Source organism: Emticicia aquatica (assembly GCF_923079645.1).
GTDB classification, from domain to species: Bacteria; Bacteroidota; Bacteroidia; order Cytophagales; family Spirosomataceae; genus Emticicia; species Emticicia aquatica.
The window spans coordinates 461,285-478,315 of the sequence record NZ_CAKLPY010000002.1; the positions used below are offsets into that span (position 1 = coordinate 461,285).

The following is a 17,031-nucleotide window of genomic DNA, read 5'->3' on the forward strand; positions in this document are numbered from 1 at the left end:
TTCTCTATTAAATTATTCTGTTTTTAAACTTTTTACAGGATTCATTAAAGCTGCTCGAATAGACTGCCAACCAACAGTAAATAAGGCAATACAAATGGTAATAAGTGCCGTAAAGGCAAAAATCCACCAATTAAAATCTGCTCTATACGGATATTTTTCAAGCCATTTTTGAGTAGAAAAATATGCCAGTGGAAATGAAAAGATAAATGACAAACAAACAAGCTTGATAAAATCGGTCGAAAGTAGCGTTACAATACTTGCAATTGACGCTCCTAAAACCTTACGAATTCCGATTTCTTTGGTGCGTTTTTCGGCAGAAAGAGTAGCCAATCCAAACAATCCAATACAAGAAATAAATATCGTTAAAACCGCTCCAAAAAGCATAATTTGCTTCCATTTCGCTTCAGATTCGTAGCTTTTAAGGTTTTCTGCTTCCTTAAATTTATATTCGTACGAACTAATCGGAAATACTTGTTTAAAGATTTTTGCGATGTGTGCTAAGGTTATCGTTTCGGTATTGGGTTTTATTTTGATAAAAACTTTACCATAATCATTCTTCGGTTTCATGGTAAATAATTGTGAACCAATTTTTTCATTTAATGACGCAAAATGATAGTCTTTCACAACACCTACAACCGAATATTTTGTATTATTATCGTACCAAAAATTAACAATTTGTCCAATAGGCTTTTTCCAACCTGCTTCTTTTACAAATGTTTCATTGACCAAAACCGAATTAGTCGAATCTGAAGGGAATTCTGGCGAGAAGTTTCTTCCTTCAACAATCGGAATTTTTAGCATCGGCAAATAACTAGGGTTAACCGTTTCGTACGCAAAACTCAGTTGTTTTTCGCCATTAACTTTGGCAACTGTTCCCCAAAAACCACCATTTTTTGGAGCTACATCAATAATATTTGGATTTTTTAGCAATTCATCCTTAAACAACTGAGCTTCTTGGTGCTTCATATTCCATTTCTCAACCATAATCAGGTTTTTATCGTCATAGCCTAACTCTTTGGTAGTCAAGTAATTGAACTGCAAATAAATTGTAATTGTGGCAATAATTAAAAATGAAGCCAAGCCAAATTGAAGCACAACTAAACTCTTTTGAAGATAGTTTTTTCCTGATAAATTAAATCTTCCGTAAAGTGTTTGCACTGGATTATAACCTGATAATACCAACGCTGGGTAAAATCCTGCCAATAAACTTGTCAAGAAAAAGATACCGATATAACTCAAAACCAATTTTATATCAAACAAATATGAAAGAGCTAAGGCTTTGTTAGACAAATGATTAAAAGTTGGCAGTGTCAATTCGACTAATAAAATAGCCAATAAAAAGGCAATCAAACATAGTGTAAATGATTCGCCCAAAAACTGAAAAATGAGCTGTTGGCGGTCGCCACCTACTACTTTTCTGACGCCAATTTCTTTGGCACGTTTGAGCGAACGAGCCACCGTTAAATTAACAAAATTGATACAAGCAATGATTAAAATAAAAATAGCGATTCCTGCTAAAATGTAAGAAAAGGTCGGATTACTCGCATCTTGCAGACCATTGCTTGCTATAAACTGCGTGCTTAAATGCAAGTCCGACAGCGGTTGTAACAAATACCGAGTTGATTCTTTTATACCATAGTCTTTGGCCATGCGTTTCATTGCTTCTTTGGCGTCAGTTTCATAAACTCGTTTCATCTTGGCAACTACATTTTTGTCATCAGATTTTGGGTCGAGCAGCACAAAAGTGTTTTGAAAGAAATTAAACCAATTATCAGTATTTTGAAACTCTTCTTTTGCTACAACATTCGGAATCAAGCAGTCAAATTTGATAGATGAATTTTGCGGACACGCCTGCGTAACACCTGTAACTACAAAAGGTTCAAATTTGTCATTTTCCATCACTTCGATGGTTTTTCCTAAAACATTTGTTGAATTGAAATATTTCTCAGCCATTTTTTCTGAAATAACAATTGTCTTTGGCTGTAAAAGTGCTGTTTGTGGATTGCCAGTGATAAGTGGAAAAGTGAAAATCGAAAAGAAATTTGAATCTACGGCCAACATTTCTTGGCTCGTGATTTCGGTAGCTTTACGAATATTTCTTGTATCAGATTTTATCCGCACAAAAGCCTTTATTTCAGGAATACTTTCCTTGAATTTTGGTCCTTGTAAATGACCAGTATTTCCATCACTGCTTTTTACACTTCCATCAGGATTTATCCATTGGTTGACAATGCGATAAATATTCGGATTATTGGCATGAAAACGGTCATAACTCACTTCATCTTTGCTGTACAAAATGATGAGCATCGTGGCGGCCAAGCCAATAGCCAAGCCAGCAATGTTGATAAAACTATATACTTTATTCCGAAAAAGATTTCGGATAGCGATTTTGAAATAATTGCTTATCATAATTTATTCCGTTTTTAAAGATTTTACAGGATTCATCAGAGCCGCTTTAATGGCTCGATAACTGACTGTTAATAAGGTCATTAGTAAAACTAAAACAAGCACGACAACGAATATCCCAAAGCCAATATCTATCTTATAATCTTTGTAGTTTTCGAGCCATTGACTCATCCCATAAAAGGCTATTGGTGAAGCGATTACGCAAGAAATAATGACTAAAATAATAAAGTCTTTTGAAAGTAAACCCCAAAGATTGGTAACTGATGCCCCCAAAACTTTACGAATACCAATCTCCTTCGTGCGTTGCTCAGCCATGAAAGAGGCCAATCCAAATAAGCCTAAACAAGAAATAAAAATGGCAAGAATCGAAACAATCAGAGCCAAATTTCCTATCAATTCTTCATAATTAAACTTTTTGGCATATTCTTTATCAGCAAATTTGTAGTCAAAAGGATAGGCAGGATTATATTTATCAAAAATGGGTTGGATTTTTTTGATTGCTTCCGAAACTGACACGTTGGGGTTTATTCTGACAGAAATAAAATTGACCCAATCTTTATCAAAAATGATGGCTAATGGTCTGATTGCCTCAAAAGGCGATTGCATATTTACATCAGGAATGAGCCCTACAACAGTAAAATTTTTGCCATCTTTTTTCAATATTTCACCAATTGGATTTGTCAAACTCATTCGTTTGGCAGCAGCTTCGTTCAAAATTACGCCTAACGAATCTGTTGTAAATTCTCTTGAAAAATCTCGTCCTTCTTTGAGTTTGATACCAATGGTTTTGGCATAATCATAATTTGTGGCAATCATATTGAATAACGCTCCTTTGTCTTCGGGTTTTGAGTTTTTCCACTCCCAGCCATTCTGATTACTCCAAATTTGGGTAGGTGGTGAGCTTGATTTGCAAACCGATGTGACCATCCCAGAAGACAAAAGTTCATTTCGAAGTGGCTCAAAGTTTTTCTTTAAATCATCAGAAGAATTTACCGAAACTAAACCGCTCAGATTAAATCCTATTGGGCGATTTTTGCCATGTTGAATTTGTTGGTAAATGATAATTGTACCAATCATCAGCACGATTGAAAAAGTAAACTGTAAAACAACCAACATTTTGCGTGGCAAAGCAGCGTTTTTTCCTACATGAACACCGCCTTTGAGAATCTTGACGGGGTTGAAAGAAGACAAATAAAGTGCAGGATAACTTCCTGCCAAAAGACCTGTAAATAATGTAAAAACAAGCGTAATTACCCAAAAAATAAGATTCCCGAATTGAATCGTCATCGCTTTTTCGGTAAGATTATTAAAAAATGGTAAAGTAAAAAACACCAAAATCAAGGCAAAAACTAAAGCTATGAAAGCAATCAACAAAGATTCACTTAAAAACTGTCCGATGAGTTGCTCACGTGCTGAGCCAACTGCTTTTCTCACACCCACTTCTTTGGCTCGTTTTTCTGAACGAGCCGTGCTCAAATTCATAAAATTAATACAAGCAATGACCAAGACAAATAGTCCAAAAATGCCAAATAACTTTATATATTTGATAAATCCACCTACATTTTTTCCTTCTTCAAACTCAGAATAAAGTCTCCATTTCGCCATTGGATGAAGGAAAACCTCTGGTTTTATTGATGTTTTCATCAATGGATTTTCTGTTACACGACTCAAAACAAAATCTTTAATTTTGGTGTTTGTTTTTTCAAAACTTACACCATCTTTTAATTGCACAAAAGTTTGAAAAGAATTGTTCTGCCATTCTGTTTTTGCAATTTTTGCGTAATCAGGTTGTAATCTTTCTATCAATAACCAAGGCACTAAATAATCAAATTGTAGGGTTGCGTTTTTGGGTTGTTTGGCTACTACGGCAGTTACTTTCAAGTCAGTTTGATTATTCATTTTAAGAGTTTTGCCGATAGGGTCTTGTTTCCCAAAAATTATTTCGGCAGTTTCGTCGGTCAAAACAATCGAATATGGTTCTTTTAATGGGTTTTTATCACCATTTAAAATTTTGAAAGAAAATATCTCAATGGCCTCATCGCCAATAAAAAATCCATCTTTTAAGAATTTTTTATTGCCAACTACGAAAGAGTTATTACTCCCCCAGTCGCACATAGCTACTGCTTGAAAATCGGGGTAATTATTTTTTAGTTCATCGCCCATTCCAAAGGGCAAAGCTAGTTGCGAACCACGATGCCCATCAAAAGTTTGGTGCATCATTACTTGATAAACTGATTCATAGTTTTTGTGGTGCTTATTAGCCGAAAATTCATCGTAAATCCAAAGCCCAACGAGCATCGCCACGGCCATGCCTACTGCTAGTCCACCAATGTTAATGAATGAATAAACCTTATTCTTAATAAGGTTTCGGAAGGCGATTTTTAAGTAATTGCGTATCATAATATTTTTTCATTGTAGTATAATTTCAAAAATCATACTTAATTTTTTTTAATCTGAAAATCTTTAAAAATATCCTTGATTCCGTAATAAGTTCCAGGAAACACTATTGTTCCATGCGTTTCATTGGGTAACTCTAAGTAACTATACACTAAATTTTTAGGGCGTTTATTTGCTAAATAATCTAGTAATTCAACATTTGCTGGAAAACGAACAGGTATTTTTATATCTTTTCGACATTCAAATATTTTACCTTTAAAAGTTGAATTATTACTCAAAAACGTCATAAGTTCTTGTCCAATTTTGCCTTTATTCCACCAGGTACTTCCATCAATTGAAATAATTGCTTGAAAAAGATTTGGCTTTTTATATAATGAATAATATGCTAACAAACCGCCAGTAGAATGCCCAATTAGCACGTTATACGCTTGTGTTCTATATTTTTTATCAATCGTTTGAATCAATTCTTTCTCCAAATATTCGAGAAAATTATCTGCACCTCCGCCATTATTTAAGTCTTGCGTTTGTCCTGAATCTTCATCTACTTTTGGCGAAAAATCTCTTCCTCTATTATTCGTTGTGATACCTACTACAATACAATTAGGAGCGATTCCACTTTGAGCCAATAAACTTGAAGCCTCAGTTGTAAATGAAAAATAATATTCTCCATCTAAAACATAAATCACTGGGTATCTTTCAGTATTTTTCTCGTAATCATCAGGTAGATACACAAATACTTTGCATTTTTCTTTCAACACCTGAGATTCAATCGTAAAATCTGTCATGCCACTTTTTGTATAAGCAAATTGTGCAAGCGTAGTATTTACAGACAGGAATGTTAATACGCTAAACTTAAAAATTATTTCAAGTTTTTTTTTGATTGTTAATTCCATAGGTTTGTTTTGATTTATTCTGACCGCAAACTTTTCACAGGATTCATCACCGCCGCTTTGATAGCTTGGAAACTTACTGTCAATAACGTAATGCTCAATGCACCAAGACCCGTCAGGACAAAAATCCACCACGAAATATCAGTTCGGAAAGTATATTTTTGTGTCCATTGATTCATAAAATAATAAGCAATAGGCGAAGCGATGAATAGTGAAATGATAACTAAAATCACAAAATCTTTCGACAATAACGCCCATAAATTTGTAACTGACGCTCCCAATACTTTTCTTACGCCAATTTCTTTGGTACGTTGTTCGGCCACAAACGATGCCAAACCAAAAAGCCCTAAACAGCTAATAAAAATGGCGAGAATAGCAAAAAATGTAGCTAATTTGCCAACTCTTTCTTCATCACCAAATTTTCTGGCATAATCTTCGTCCACAAATTTGTATTCAAAAGGTTGAGCAGGATTGTATTTTTGAAAGACTTCTTCTATTTTACTCAATGATTCACTCGCACTTTTTTCGGGATTAAGCTTTAAAATAAGCACATTTCCTTCATCTCTGGTTAAGTGAAAAATCGAAGCACGAGACGGCTCATAAGGCGACTCGATAACCATATTTTTAACTACGCCAATTACTTTATAGGGTTTTCCTTCCCACTTGATAATTTCATCAATGGCTGCCGATGCATTTTTGTAGCCAATAAATTTCACAGAAGCTTCATTCAAAACAAAAGCCAAAGAATCAGAAACATAATCTCTCGAAAAATCTCTTCCAGCTACAAATTGCCAACCAATCGTTTTACCATATTCGTGCGTTACATTATTATTCGGAAAATCAACCGCTTGATTTGGGTCTTTTCCTTTCCAATCGAAGCCGCCGTTGGTGTTCCAATGTTCGGTTAATGGGCTACCCGATTCGGCCATATCTACAATTGCTCCTGCTTTTTTTAATTCATCTCGAACTACATCAAAATGCTTGTGTATATCATTTGTTTGTTGGAAAATATTTATCAACCCATCTCGACTATATCCTACTGGACGATTTTTAGCAAATTGAATTTGTCTGAAAACGACAATTGTACCGATAATCAAAGTTACCGAAACAGTAAATTGAACAACCACCAAGATTTTTCGTGGAATTGAAGCAAAACGCCCCACTCTAAATGTGCCTTTTAATACTTTTACTGGTTGAAATGAAGATAAATATAATGCAGGATAACTTCCAGCGATCAAGCCTGTAAGGATGCTAAAAACGATTCCGAGCAACCAAAAAACTGGATTTGACCATAAAATAGACATTTTTTTATCTGATAAATCATTAAAAAATGGCAATATTAGCTGTACTAATAAAATCGATAAAACAAAAGCAAAGGCAACAACAAGCAATGATTCGCTAAAAAACTGACTTATAAGCTGTCCACGCACCGAACCGATTGCTTTTCTTATTCCAACTTCTTTTGCACGTTTTTCACTACGAGCTGTACTTAAATTCATAAAGTTTATACATGCCAAAAGCAACACAAAAACGCCGATAATTCCAAAAAGCCACACAAATTCGATACGTCCACCTACGTTTATTCCTTCTTTAAATTCTCCATATAAATGCCATTTTGACATTGGATGTAGAATAACTTCGGGTTTGTATTTTGCTTCGTCTTTGTTGAGTTTATTTAATTTTACATTTTTTATCTTGGCAGAAACCTTGTCCATATCAGCATTGTCGGCAATTTGTGCGAATGTTTGCGTAAAATTGCTTCCCCAAGGATTTTCCATCTTTTTAATCCATTCGTTAGTAATCAAATACAATTCCCAAGGCATCAAATACGACACATTTTTTAACGTTGAATTATGTGGTAAATCCTCGTAAACACCAGTAACTTTTACATCATATTTATTATCAACCTTAATAATTTTATCCATTGGGTCGGTATCGCCAAAATAGGTTTTTGCAACCGACTCAGATAATAAAATTGAGTATGGTTCTTTCAAGCCTGCACGAGTACCTTTCAGCATTTTTAGTGAAAGCATTTCGGTGACTTGCGGTTCAAAAAAACTACCATTTTTTGTAAATTTCTTTTCACCAACTTTCAAAATATGGCTTGAATTCCACGAAGATTGCAACACATACTTAAAATCACTGCCATAGTTTATACGAATTTCTTCGGCCATTACGGCGGGCATTGAATTATACGTTTCTTTCTTTCCATTAAATGATTGATGCTGCTTAACTTGAGCTATTCGCTCATAATTTTCATGGTTTTGGTCGAAAGTCAATTCATCATACATCCAGAGTCCAATAAGTATAGCAACAGCCATACCTGTGGCTAAACCAAAGATATTGATGAATGAATAAACCTTGTTTTTAACAAGGTTTCGGAGGGCGATTTTGAAATAATTTTTTATCATAGCTTTTTCATAATTTTTGTAATAGCGTTGGGTAAAAGTTTGTGTAGAAGAAATCTTGTTACAATTTTAATTAATCTGATTTCAGACTTTTTACTGGATTCATTATCGCTGCTCTTATTGCTTGAAAACTCACTGTTAATAATGCAACTACGATTGCCGAAACACCTGCTAAAGCAAAAATCCACCACGAAATTTCGACTTTGTATTCAAAATTTTGCAACCATTTATTCATCAAATAATAAGCAATCGGGCTGGCAATAATGATAGAAATAAAGACTAATTTTATAAAATCTTTACTCAATAAAGTTGTGATACTAAATATACTTGCTCCTAATACTTTTCGGATACCAATTTCTTTTATACGGCTTTCGGCCGTGAAAGTTGCCAAACCAAATAAGCCTAAACAGGCAATAATAATTGCCCAAATAGAAGCAGTTGTAAATATTTTGCTGTATTGTTGTTCCGAAAAATATTGTCTATTAAAATTATCATCAACAAAGAAATATTCGTAAGGATTACCCGCAAAATAGGTTTTATAGAGTTTTTCTAAACTAGCTATTTTTTCTTGCACATTATCGGGCGTTAGTCTCACCGTAAAATATGTTGTATTGTTTTGTGGATAAAAAATGATTGGGTCAATGGCTCTCTGAACGCCCACATGGTGATAATTTTTTACCACACCAACAATTTCTAATTGTCTTTCATCCCACTGAATCCGAGTCCGAATGGCTTCTTCTGGCGTAGCAAAACCTAGTGCTGCAATTGCTGTTTCGTTCAATAAAACTTTGCTATTTTTATCCCATTCTACATTGCATTCGGCTTCCGTAAAATTTCGACCAGCTTTCAATTCGATACCATAGGTTTTTAAAAATCTATCTCCAATTATTGCAAACGAATACGTTTTGAGTTCATCGCCTAGTTTTGATTTTGGCTGAGTAAAACCACCCGTCATAAAATTATACCAGCGGCTTGGCACTGCTCCCGAAGCACAGTAATCTTTCACAAAACTTTGTTGAGAAAGTTCGTCAATAAAAGCTGCTTTGCGAGCCTTATAGCTGCTATCTTTACCAACTTCTGCTCCTTGAATAACTAATAATTGGTTGGTATTCATGCCTAAATCTTTGTTTTGCATAAACTTTAATTGTCTATAAATCAGCACCGTACCAAGTATTAGCATGATTGATATTGTAAACTGAGAAACAACCAACGATTTACGCAAAAAAGCTCCCTTTGACCGTTTATTAAACTTACCTTTTAGGGTTTCAATCGGATTAAAATTTGATAAAACATACGCCGTTAATGCTCCAGAAAAAACTGAACCAAGCAATAATAAGCCTAAACTAAATACCCAAACTGGCGATATTTGAAGCGTATCAATAGATAAATTTTTACCAATTAATTCATTAAATATAGGTTGTAATAAACTCACAAAAACAATTGATAAACCAAAACCAAGTGCATTAACAAGTAAAGATTCACCCAAAAACTGAGCAATTAGATTGGCTTGTGTAGCTCCAACAACTTTTCTGACACCAACCTCATTGGCACGTTTTAAGGAATTGGCTGTTGAAAGATTGATATAATTAAACCAAGCAATAATCAAGATTAAAAAGGCTATTCCGCCTAACATATAAATGTATTTTAGATTGCCTGTTGTTTGCAAGTCATCACTAAACGATTCACTTAAATGAACATTAGCAAATGCTTGTAAACGGAATCTAGTACCATCATTTTCTTTACCTAATTGCTGGCGAAGTTTGGTTAATTTTGTTTCAAAAGCTTTATGATTTACCCCTTTATTAAGTAGAAAAAAAGTATTGATGTATTGCGAGTCAAGGTTATCCAATCTCGCCCAACCGTTGTCATTTAAGTTTGCTGGATTTTTAAGTGTTTCAAGTGAAAATACCATATCATAACGGATATCCGAATTTTCGAGCATATCAGCATAAATACCTTCAACTGTATAAGCTGCATTTCCAAATTGGTTATTGAGTGTTAGCACTTGGCCAATTGGATTTTCAGTACCAAAATATTTTTTTGCCGAAGATTCTGACATAAAAACAACATTTGGCTTTTGTAATGATTTTGCATTACCTGATTTTATTGGAAAACTAAAAAACTCAAAGAAATTTCCCTCTACAAAACCAATACTATTTTCACGAAAAGGCTCGCTGCCTTCTGTTATTTTTTTTACTACTCCTTTCGAAACACCTTCTTCAAAACGACAAAAATCTTTGATTTCTGGAAAATTTTCTTTGGCTTTTAAAGCCCAACCTGGTTCAATTTCTGGCCAAGTTTCTCCTTTCGGATTTTGGTTTAAAAGTCGATAAATATTTGGCAAATTTGCATGAAAACCATTAACACTTTTTTCAAGACTAATATATTCAAGAATGAATAAAAAAGCAGAAATACCCATAGCTAAACCAACGATATTGATGAAGCTATAAACCTTGTTACGTACAAGATTTCGAAAAGCAATTTTGATGTAGTTTCGTAGCATGAAGGTATTTGTAATTAGCTGTTAGTGAAAAAATGATTTTTTTATTTTCAAACAATTAATAAAAAACTAAAAACTGCCAGTTAGTAGTCCAAAACTTATTTATACATGAAAGTTTTCGGTAACTACTTTTCCATCAAATAAATTTATAATTCGGTGCGAAAAACCTGCATCATAAGGCGAGTGCGTAACCATCACAATGGTTGTGCCTTCATTATTGAGTTCCTGCAAAAGTTTCATTACTTCTTCACCATTGGTTGAATCTAAATTACCAGTTGGCTCATCGGCTAAAATCATTTTTGGTTTAGCAACCACTGCACGAGCAATAGCCACACGTTGTTGTTGTCCACCCGACAATTGTTGTGGAAAATGATTACGGCGATGCATCATGTTCATGCGTTCGAGAGCTATTTCAACCTTAACTTTACGTTCATCAGCTGGAGTTTTTAGATATAATAAAGGAAGCTCAACATTTTCATAAACCGTCAATTCATCAATCAGATTAAAACTCTGAAACACAAATCCAATTGAGCCTTTGCGTAATGATGCCCGCTGACGCTCCGACATTGTAGCAACTTCATTTCCGTAAAAATCATAACTTCCACCTGAAGGATTATCTAAGAGACCCAAAATATTGAGTAAAGTAGATTTTCCACAGCCTGATGGCCCCATGATAGCTACAAATTCGCCATCTTTGATTTCCATTGTTATGCCATTTAAAGCAGTTGTTTCAACTTCTTCAGTAGTGAAGATTTTTTGAAGGTTGGTTGTTTTTATCATTTTTTTTCAGGTTTTAGAAAACAAAAATTATTTCTTTGTCTTCAAACTTTTTCTAGAGATTATCTATTTATAAATATTTTCTTTTTTTTCTTAATTGTTTCAGTAAAAAGAATCGTTCATTTTTATTGAAACAGAAATAGTTTTTCAAAATTCCAGTACTTCATTATCGCCAAAATTTTCATAAGAACTTGTAATTACTTGTTCACCTACTTGTAATCCTTCCAAAACTTCAAAATATTCTGGATTTTTACGACCTAAAGTAATTTTTCTTTTTGACGCTTTTTTACCTGATTTATCTACAACATATACCCAATTTCCGCCTGTATCCGAGAAAAACCCGCCTACTGGAATCAAAACTGCTTTCGTTGCTTTACCCAATTCTAAACGAATCGGTGACGACTGACCACGTTTGATTCCTTCAGGAATTTTAGCAAAAACCATATCCACTTGAAAACGACCACTGCGTACTTCTGGATAAATTTTGGTTATTTCTAAGCCAAAATCCTTTCCATTGAACTCAAAAGAACCGCCTAAACCTGCAAAAATTCTTGAAATATAATGTTCATCAATATCAACACGCATCTTGAAACCATTCAAATCATCTATTTGTCCAATATTTTGTCCTTGGCTAATATTTGAACCAACTTCCACATCAATTGAAGATAACAAGCCAGCTACAGGAGCTTTTACTACTAAATTTTCGAGTGTTTCACGCCAAAGTTGTACATTTCGTTGTGTGCGTTCGAGTGTGCCTTCCAATTGTTTTATTTGCATTTCAGCATTTTCTTCTTGGTATCTTTGCGACTCAAGCGTGATTTCACGTTGTTTAATAAGTTTTTCATAATCACGTTTTGATTTTAAATAGTCTGATTCGGCTATCACTTTATCAGCATTTAATTTCTTATTTCGGTCATAAATATCTTTGGTTTGGTCAATCTGAAAATCCAAATCATTTAGCGTTTGTCGAATCGTAAATTTCTCTACTTTCAATCGTTGACGTGTATTTTGAAGGTCATTTACCAAACGGCTTGCTTCAGTTTCTGACTGTAAAAAATTGAGTTTTAAGTTTTGATTTTCAAGTTTTAAAATCACTTGTCCTTGTTTTACCATATTTCCACCATCAACCACTTTTTCTTTTACATACCCCCCAACAATTGCATCCAATCTGATGGTTTTTAAAGGTAAAACAACACCAGTTACCACAATAAATTCGTCAAAGTCACCTTGAGTTACCGTCGAAATTGTTATTTTTTCTTTCTCAACATTCAGCTTTGTTCTTTTATCAGCAAAAGCAAATTGCCAAATCAATAAGGCCACCAAAAGTGTACCTCCACCAATCATTGCTATTCGTTGTGTATTCCAAAATTTTTTTTGAATTTGTCTGTCCATTGTGGTATGCTATAAAATCTTTAAGGTTATTTTTAATTGAATTATTTCCAAACTTGTGCCAAAATCATAATACACTGATTATTAGATATTTACATATTTTATGAATTTTAAAATTGTCCGTTTTCGGACAATCATTGTACGGTGTCGGACGTATTTTGAATACTTGTTTTTACTACAAAAAATAATTACAGTAGTTCAATTATCTGATAATCAGTTGATTACAAAAAAAGTCTCAATCTATGATTTGTTGAGGTCTAATTTTTGTCTTAGATTAGCAAATCTATCGAAAAAGCTATAATGATTATGTCAAAACTTCTAATAATTGATGATGATGTTGATGTACTAAGTGCCGCTAAATTATTTTTAAAGCGACATTTCGGACAAGTGGATATTGAAAAAAATCCAGAAAGAATTCCATTTTTGATTACTAATGGCAATTATGATGTGGTACTGCTCGACATGAATTTCACTAGAGATGTAAACACAGGAAAAGAAGGATTTGAGTGGCTTGACCGAATTTTAGACATAGACCCGCTCATTTCGGTTGTGCTTTTTACTGCTTATGGAGATGTAGAAATGGCCGTACGTGCTATTAAAGTTGGTGCGGTTGATTTTGTCCTAAAACCTTGGGAAAATACAAAACTACTTGACACCATGCAATCGGCGTATGAAATCAGATTGCAGAAAACAGGCAAAAGTGAAGAAAAGAAAAAATCTGCTAGCAAAGTTGATATTATTGGCAGTAGCCCTGCAATGCTCAAAATATTTGAAACCATTGAGCAAGTGGCTGCAACGGATGCTAATATTTTAATTTTAGGAGAAAACGGCACAGGCAAAGACCTAATAGCTAGAGCATTACACGAAAAATCAAACAGAGCAGAAATGCCATTTATACATGCTGATTTAGGGGCAATTTCAGAAACTTTATTTGAAAGCGAGCTTTTTGGTCATGTAAAAGGTGCATTTACTGATGCTCGTGAAGATAGAGCAGGAAGATTTGAAGAAGCAAACAATGGTACTATCTTTTTGGATGAAATTGGCAATATCCCTTTGCCTTTGCAAGCAAAACTACTCAATGTCTTACAAAACCGAAGCATTACAAAAGTTGGCTCAAATAAATCAAAAACCATTGATATTCGTTTGATTTGTGCTACCAATGAACCAATTTATGAGCGAGTTGCTCAACGAACTTTTCGGCAAGATTTACTTTATAGAATCAATACTATTGAAATAAAATTGCCTTCATTGCGTGAACGTCCAGAAGATATTTTACCTTTGGCAGAACATTTTTTAAAGATTTATCGCAAAAAATATAATCGCCCAGTCAATACTATTAGTGCTACTTTGGCAAAACAATTACAACGCTATCACTGGGCAGGAAATGTGCGAGAGCTGCAACATGCCGTTGAGCGAGCTGTCATTCTTGCTAAAGGAAATACACTTCAACCCGAAGATTTTTTCTTTGAAACTCGGCAAGAATCAGCACCTTCATTCGACCAAACTTATCAATTGGAAGAAGTTGAGAAGATGCTGATTATTAAGACACTAAAGAAATTTAATGGCAACATCACCGATGCTGCACGTGAAATGGGCCTCACTCGCCAAGCACTTTATCGACGAGTAGAGAAGTATGGAATTTAGTTGGTAATTAATTTGCACATCCGCCAAATTCTGTTTTAAAAACTGTTCCACCATCAGCTTTAAAACCAGCGTTTAGCGTTATACTTTTCCCTGCTCGATAAGTTACTTTTGTGCCGCTCCCAGTTACTTGATTAGTAGCTGTAATTCTACCTGTTGTTGCATTAACTTCTTTGGTAATAATCCCTGATGAATAATTATCTGTTGGATTAATCAAAGTTAATGTTTCAGAACATGGTGGTGGACAAATTGATATTAGAGTAAAAGCTTTTGTTGGACTATTTGTTACTACTGGTGAGGATGATATAACTCGAAGCTGATAACCACTTCCTAAAGCTACTGTATTAGGAACATTCGCAACCAACGTACCAGCAGTAGTACTATTAAGCGTTCCAATTGTGGTTGGTGATGCAAAACTCCCTAAAGCATCTGATAATTGGGCAGTAAAAACATTATCAACTGCATAAGTTCCAGTCAATGTAATTGGAATATTGAAATTATTTAATAAACACCATTGCGTAGGAATAGAACCAATCACTACAACATTATCTTGCACAATAAAACTATTATTACCTACAACAGTCCACTTATTATTTATATCCTTGGCTCTAAAAAATAGTGTGTGTGTGCCGTTCGAAAGACTACCAAGATTAACTGTAAAATCTTTACTAACGTTTGTTCCAGCTGCAAAAGTTACAGGAGTTCCATTTCCATACCCTAAGTCATTATCAATGAAATATTCCATTGCTGTAATGTTTGGTAAACTTGCGGTTGGTAACGTTTCTTTATAGAATGGTCGAACTCCTACAATACTCCATTTGTTATTAGCATCTTTAGCTCGTAAACTCAAAAAATGAAAACCATCTGACATACCATTAGGCAATGGAATTTGAAAACTTTGCGAAACACTTGAACTTGCAGTAAATGTAACTGGTGTACCATTTCCATATCCTAAGTCATTATCAATGAAATACTCCATTGCTGTAATATTTGGTAAACTTGGGGTTGGTAACGTTTCTTTATAAAAAGGTCGAACTCCTACAACACCCCAATGATTATTGGCATCTTTAGCTCGTAAACTCAAAAAATGAAAACCATCTAAAATACCATTAGGCAATGGAATTTGAAAACTTTGCGAAACACTTGAACTTGCAGTAAATGTAATTGGAGTACCATTTCCATATCCTAAGTCATTATCAATGAAATACTCCATTGCTGTAATGTTTGGTAAACTTGCGGTTGGTAACGTTTCTTTATAGAAAGGTCGAACTCCTACAACACCCCAATGATTATTGGCATCTTTGGCTCGTAAACTCAAAAAATGAAAGCCATCACTATTTGATGAGAGATTCACTGAAAAATCAACAGTTACGGGGTTTCCTTCTGTAAAACTGACGCTTATACCACTTCCATAACCAGGGTCAGCATCAATAAAATATTCCATTTGGGTAATATTTTGAGCAAAACCTTGATTAATACTGAATAATAATAAACATACAATTAATTTTCTCATGTCTTTTATTGTAGTTTATTTTAATTATTTGCTCTAACAGTTACACTCACTTGTAGGGGTACACTTGTATTTCCAGCTCCTGAAGTGGTAAAGTTTGTAGTGATTGGCACAGTAGGTAAACCTGAAAGCACATAAGGGTTTGCTCCACCAAAAGCACCTGCATCAGTGCCTCCAGTGCCCACGCCTTTAGCTGGAGAAGTTAAAACAAGTTGAAAGTTTTTATCAATTAACCCAACATCGTATGGGTCAGATAATAAAAAAAGTGTTGAGTAATCTCCATTATTTATATTCCCATTTCCTGTTGGTAGTATAAATGAACAAGTATTACCTGTTGGTAAACAAGCAATAATATTGTTAGAAATAGTTGTTCCAGTGTGAATAATTGGGTCAAATAATAATTGTTGAACACAACTATTACAAGCATTACTTCTAAAAATATTATTAGCGATTGTACTATTAACTAAATTGGTTAAAGTACTGTTATTTTGGGTAGAAAAAGTATTATTAGTAAAGACACTATTAGAAAAATATTTAATTCCTCCTCCAATAATATTATTTTTAAAAGTACAATTTTCAGGACTATGAGCTTCACTATAGCCCCATATATTACCTGTTATAAAGCATTTTGAAAATGTAATAAAGCTTTGAGAAGCTGAACTAAAGGCAATATAATTTGTATTTTGAATATAACACCTTTCAATAGTTATATTGCTAACATTATTAAAGCCTAAATTATTCGTATAAATTCCTGTGACAGATGTATTTGCACTTCCTGCATTAAAAGTTATTCCATTAATCATTGACATTCTTAAATCAAAAGACACATTTGAATTCTGAGCTAAGAAATAGCCATTTCCAATAATACTTAATCGTTTGGTGCAGTCAAGAGTTCCATAGCTTGATGCACTTGGTTCTACATAAATAATATCTCCATCAGCCGCAGCATCATGGGCAGCTTGTATTGTTGTGTAAACATTTAAACCAGATACGCCAACATTATTATTGCATCGTCTTATAGTTTGAGCATAAATCGAAATACAAGTAAATAATAAAGCAATTATACTTAAAATTGAAGTAGAAATTATTTTTTTCATTTTTTTGGGTTTAATT

General features: G+C 34.0%; 10 protein-coding genes. 1 reads left to right on the forward strand and 9 read right to left on the reverse strand.

Features of this window, described 5'->3' with window-relative positions; translation table 11 throughout:
• Positions 1-12: 12 nt before the first annotated feature.
• From MJQ71_RS11640 to MJQ71_RS11670, 7 genes are all read right to left on the reverse strand, one after another.
• On the reverse strand, positions 13-2,409 hold the full coding sequence (locus MJQ71_RS11640; RefSeq protein WP_238806791.1) for an ABC transporter permease: 2,397 nt from the start codon (positions 2,407-2,409) through the stop codon (positions 13-15).
• Positions 2,410-2,412: 3 nt separating this feature from the next.
• A complete protein-coding gene (locus tag MJQ71_RS11645; RefSeq protein ID WP_238806792.1) occupies positions 2,413-4,806 on the reverse strand; it encodes an ABC transporter permease in 2,394 nt (797 codons plus the stop codon).
• A gap of 38 nt (positions 4,807-4,844) precedes the next feature.
• Positions 4,845-5,696, reverse strand: a complete 852-nt coding sequence (locus tag MJQ71_RS11650; RefSeq protein ID WP_238806793.1) for an alpha/beta hydrolase — start codon at positions 5,694-5,696, stop codon at positions 4,845-4,847.
• Between the two features lie 14 nt (positions 5,697-5,710).
• Positions 5,711-8,104 carry an ABC transporter permease gene (locus tag MJQ71_RS11655; protein ID WP_238806794.1) on the reverse strand — a complete coding sequence of 798 codons (2,394 nt, stop codon included), beginning with the start codon at positions 8,102-8,104 and terminating at the stop codon, positions 5,711-5,713.
• Positions 8,105-8,174: 70 nt separating this feature from the next.
• Complete coding sequence (locus MJQ71_RS11660) at positions 8,175-10,604, reverse strand: ABC transporter permease (protein WP_238806795.1); 2,430 nt, start codon at positions 10,602-10,604, stop codon at positions 8,175-8,177.
• A 99-nt stretch (positions 10,605-10,703) separates the two neighbouring features.
• Positions 10,704-11,381 carry an ABC transporter ATP-binding protein gene (locus MJQ71_RS11665; protein WP_238806796.1) on the reverse strand — a complete coding sequence of 226 codons (678 nt, stop codon included), beginning with the start codon at positions 11,379-11,381 and terminating at the stop codon, positions 10,704-10,706.
• A 144-nt stretch (positions 11,382-11,525) separates the two neighbouring features.
• Positions 11,526-12,770, reverse strand: a complete 1,245-nt coding sequence (locus MJQ71_RS11670; RefSeq protein WP_238806797.1) for an efflux RND transporter periplasmic adaptor subunit — start codon at positions 12,768-12,770, stop codon at positions 11,526-11,528.
• A gap of 297 nt (positions 12,771-13,067) precedes the next feature.
• Between MJQ71_RS11670 and MJQ71_RS11675 the strand changes: the two genes are divergently transcribed.
• Positions 13,068-14,411 (forward strand): sigma-54-dependent transcriptional regulator, encoded by a 1,344-nt coding sequence (locus tag MJQ71_RS11675; RefSeq protein ID WP_238806798.1) that lies wholly within the window; start codon positions 13,068-13,070, stop codon positions 14,409-14,411.
• 7 nt (positions 14,412-14,418) lie between these two features.
• Here MJQ71_RS11675 and MJQ71_RS11680 read toward each other — a convergent pair whose 3' ends face one another.
• Positions 14,419-15,921, reverse strand: coding sequence for a 3-coathanger stack domain-containing protein (locus MJQ71_RS11680; RefSeq protein ID WP_238806799.1), 1,503 nt, complete (start codon positions 15,919-15,921; stop codon positions 14,419-14,421).
• 20 nt (positions 15,922-15,941) lie between these two features.
• Positions 15,942-17,015, reverse strand: coding sequence for a hypothetical protein (locus MJQ71_RS11685; RefSeq protein WP_238806800.1), 1,074 nt, complete (start codon positions 17,013-17,015; stop codon positions 15,942-15,944).
• Positions 17,016-17,031 lie beyond the last annotated feature (16 nt).

What these genes read in the sequence shown, in the direction of transcription:
- MJQ71_RS11640 (WP_238806791.1), bottom strand. Translation starts at nt 2,409, where the DNA reads ATGATAAGCAATTATTTCAAAATCGCTATCCGAAATCTTTTTCGGAAT.
- MJQ71_RS11645 (WP_238806792.1), bottom strand. Translation starts at nt 4,806, where the DNA reads ATGATACGCAATTACTTAAAAATCGCCTTCCGAAACCTTATTAAGAAT.
- MJQ71_RS11650 (WP_238806793.1), bottom strand. Translation starts at nt 5,696, where the DNA reads ATGGAATTAACAATCAAAAAAAAACTTGAAATAATTTTTAAGTTTAGC.
- MJQ71_RS11655 (WP_238806794.1), bottom strand. Translation starts at nt 8,104, where the DNA reads ATGATAAAAAATTATTTCAAAATCGCCCTCCGAAACCTTGTTAAAAAC.
- MJQ71_RS11660 (WP_238806795.1), bottom strand. Translation starts at nt 10,604, where the DNA reads ATGCTACGAAACTACATCAAAATTGCTTTTCGAAATCTTGTACGTAAC.
- MJQ71_RS11665 (WP_238806796.1), bottom strand. Translation starts at nt 11,381, where the DNA reads ATGATAAAAACAACCAACCTTCAAAAAATCTTCACTACTGAAGAAGTT.
- MJQ71_RS11670 (WP_238806797.1), bottom strand. Translation starts at nt 12,770, where the DNA reads ATGGACAGACAAATTCAAAAAAAATTTTGGAATACACAACGAATAGCA.
- MJQ71_RS11675 (WP_238806798.1), top strand. Translation starts at nt 13,068, where the DNA reads ATGATTATGTCAAAACTTCTAATAATTGATGATGATGTTGATGTACTA.
- MJQ71_RS11680 (WP_238806799.1), bottom strand. Translation starts at nt 15,921, where the DNA reads ATGAGAAAATTAATTGTATGTTTATTATTATTCAGTATTAATCAAGGT.
- MJQ71_RS11685 (WP_238806800.1), bottom strand. Translation starts at nt 17,015, where the DNA reads ATGAAAAAAATAATTTCTACTTCAATTTTAAGTATAATTGCTTTATTA.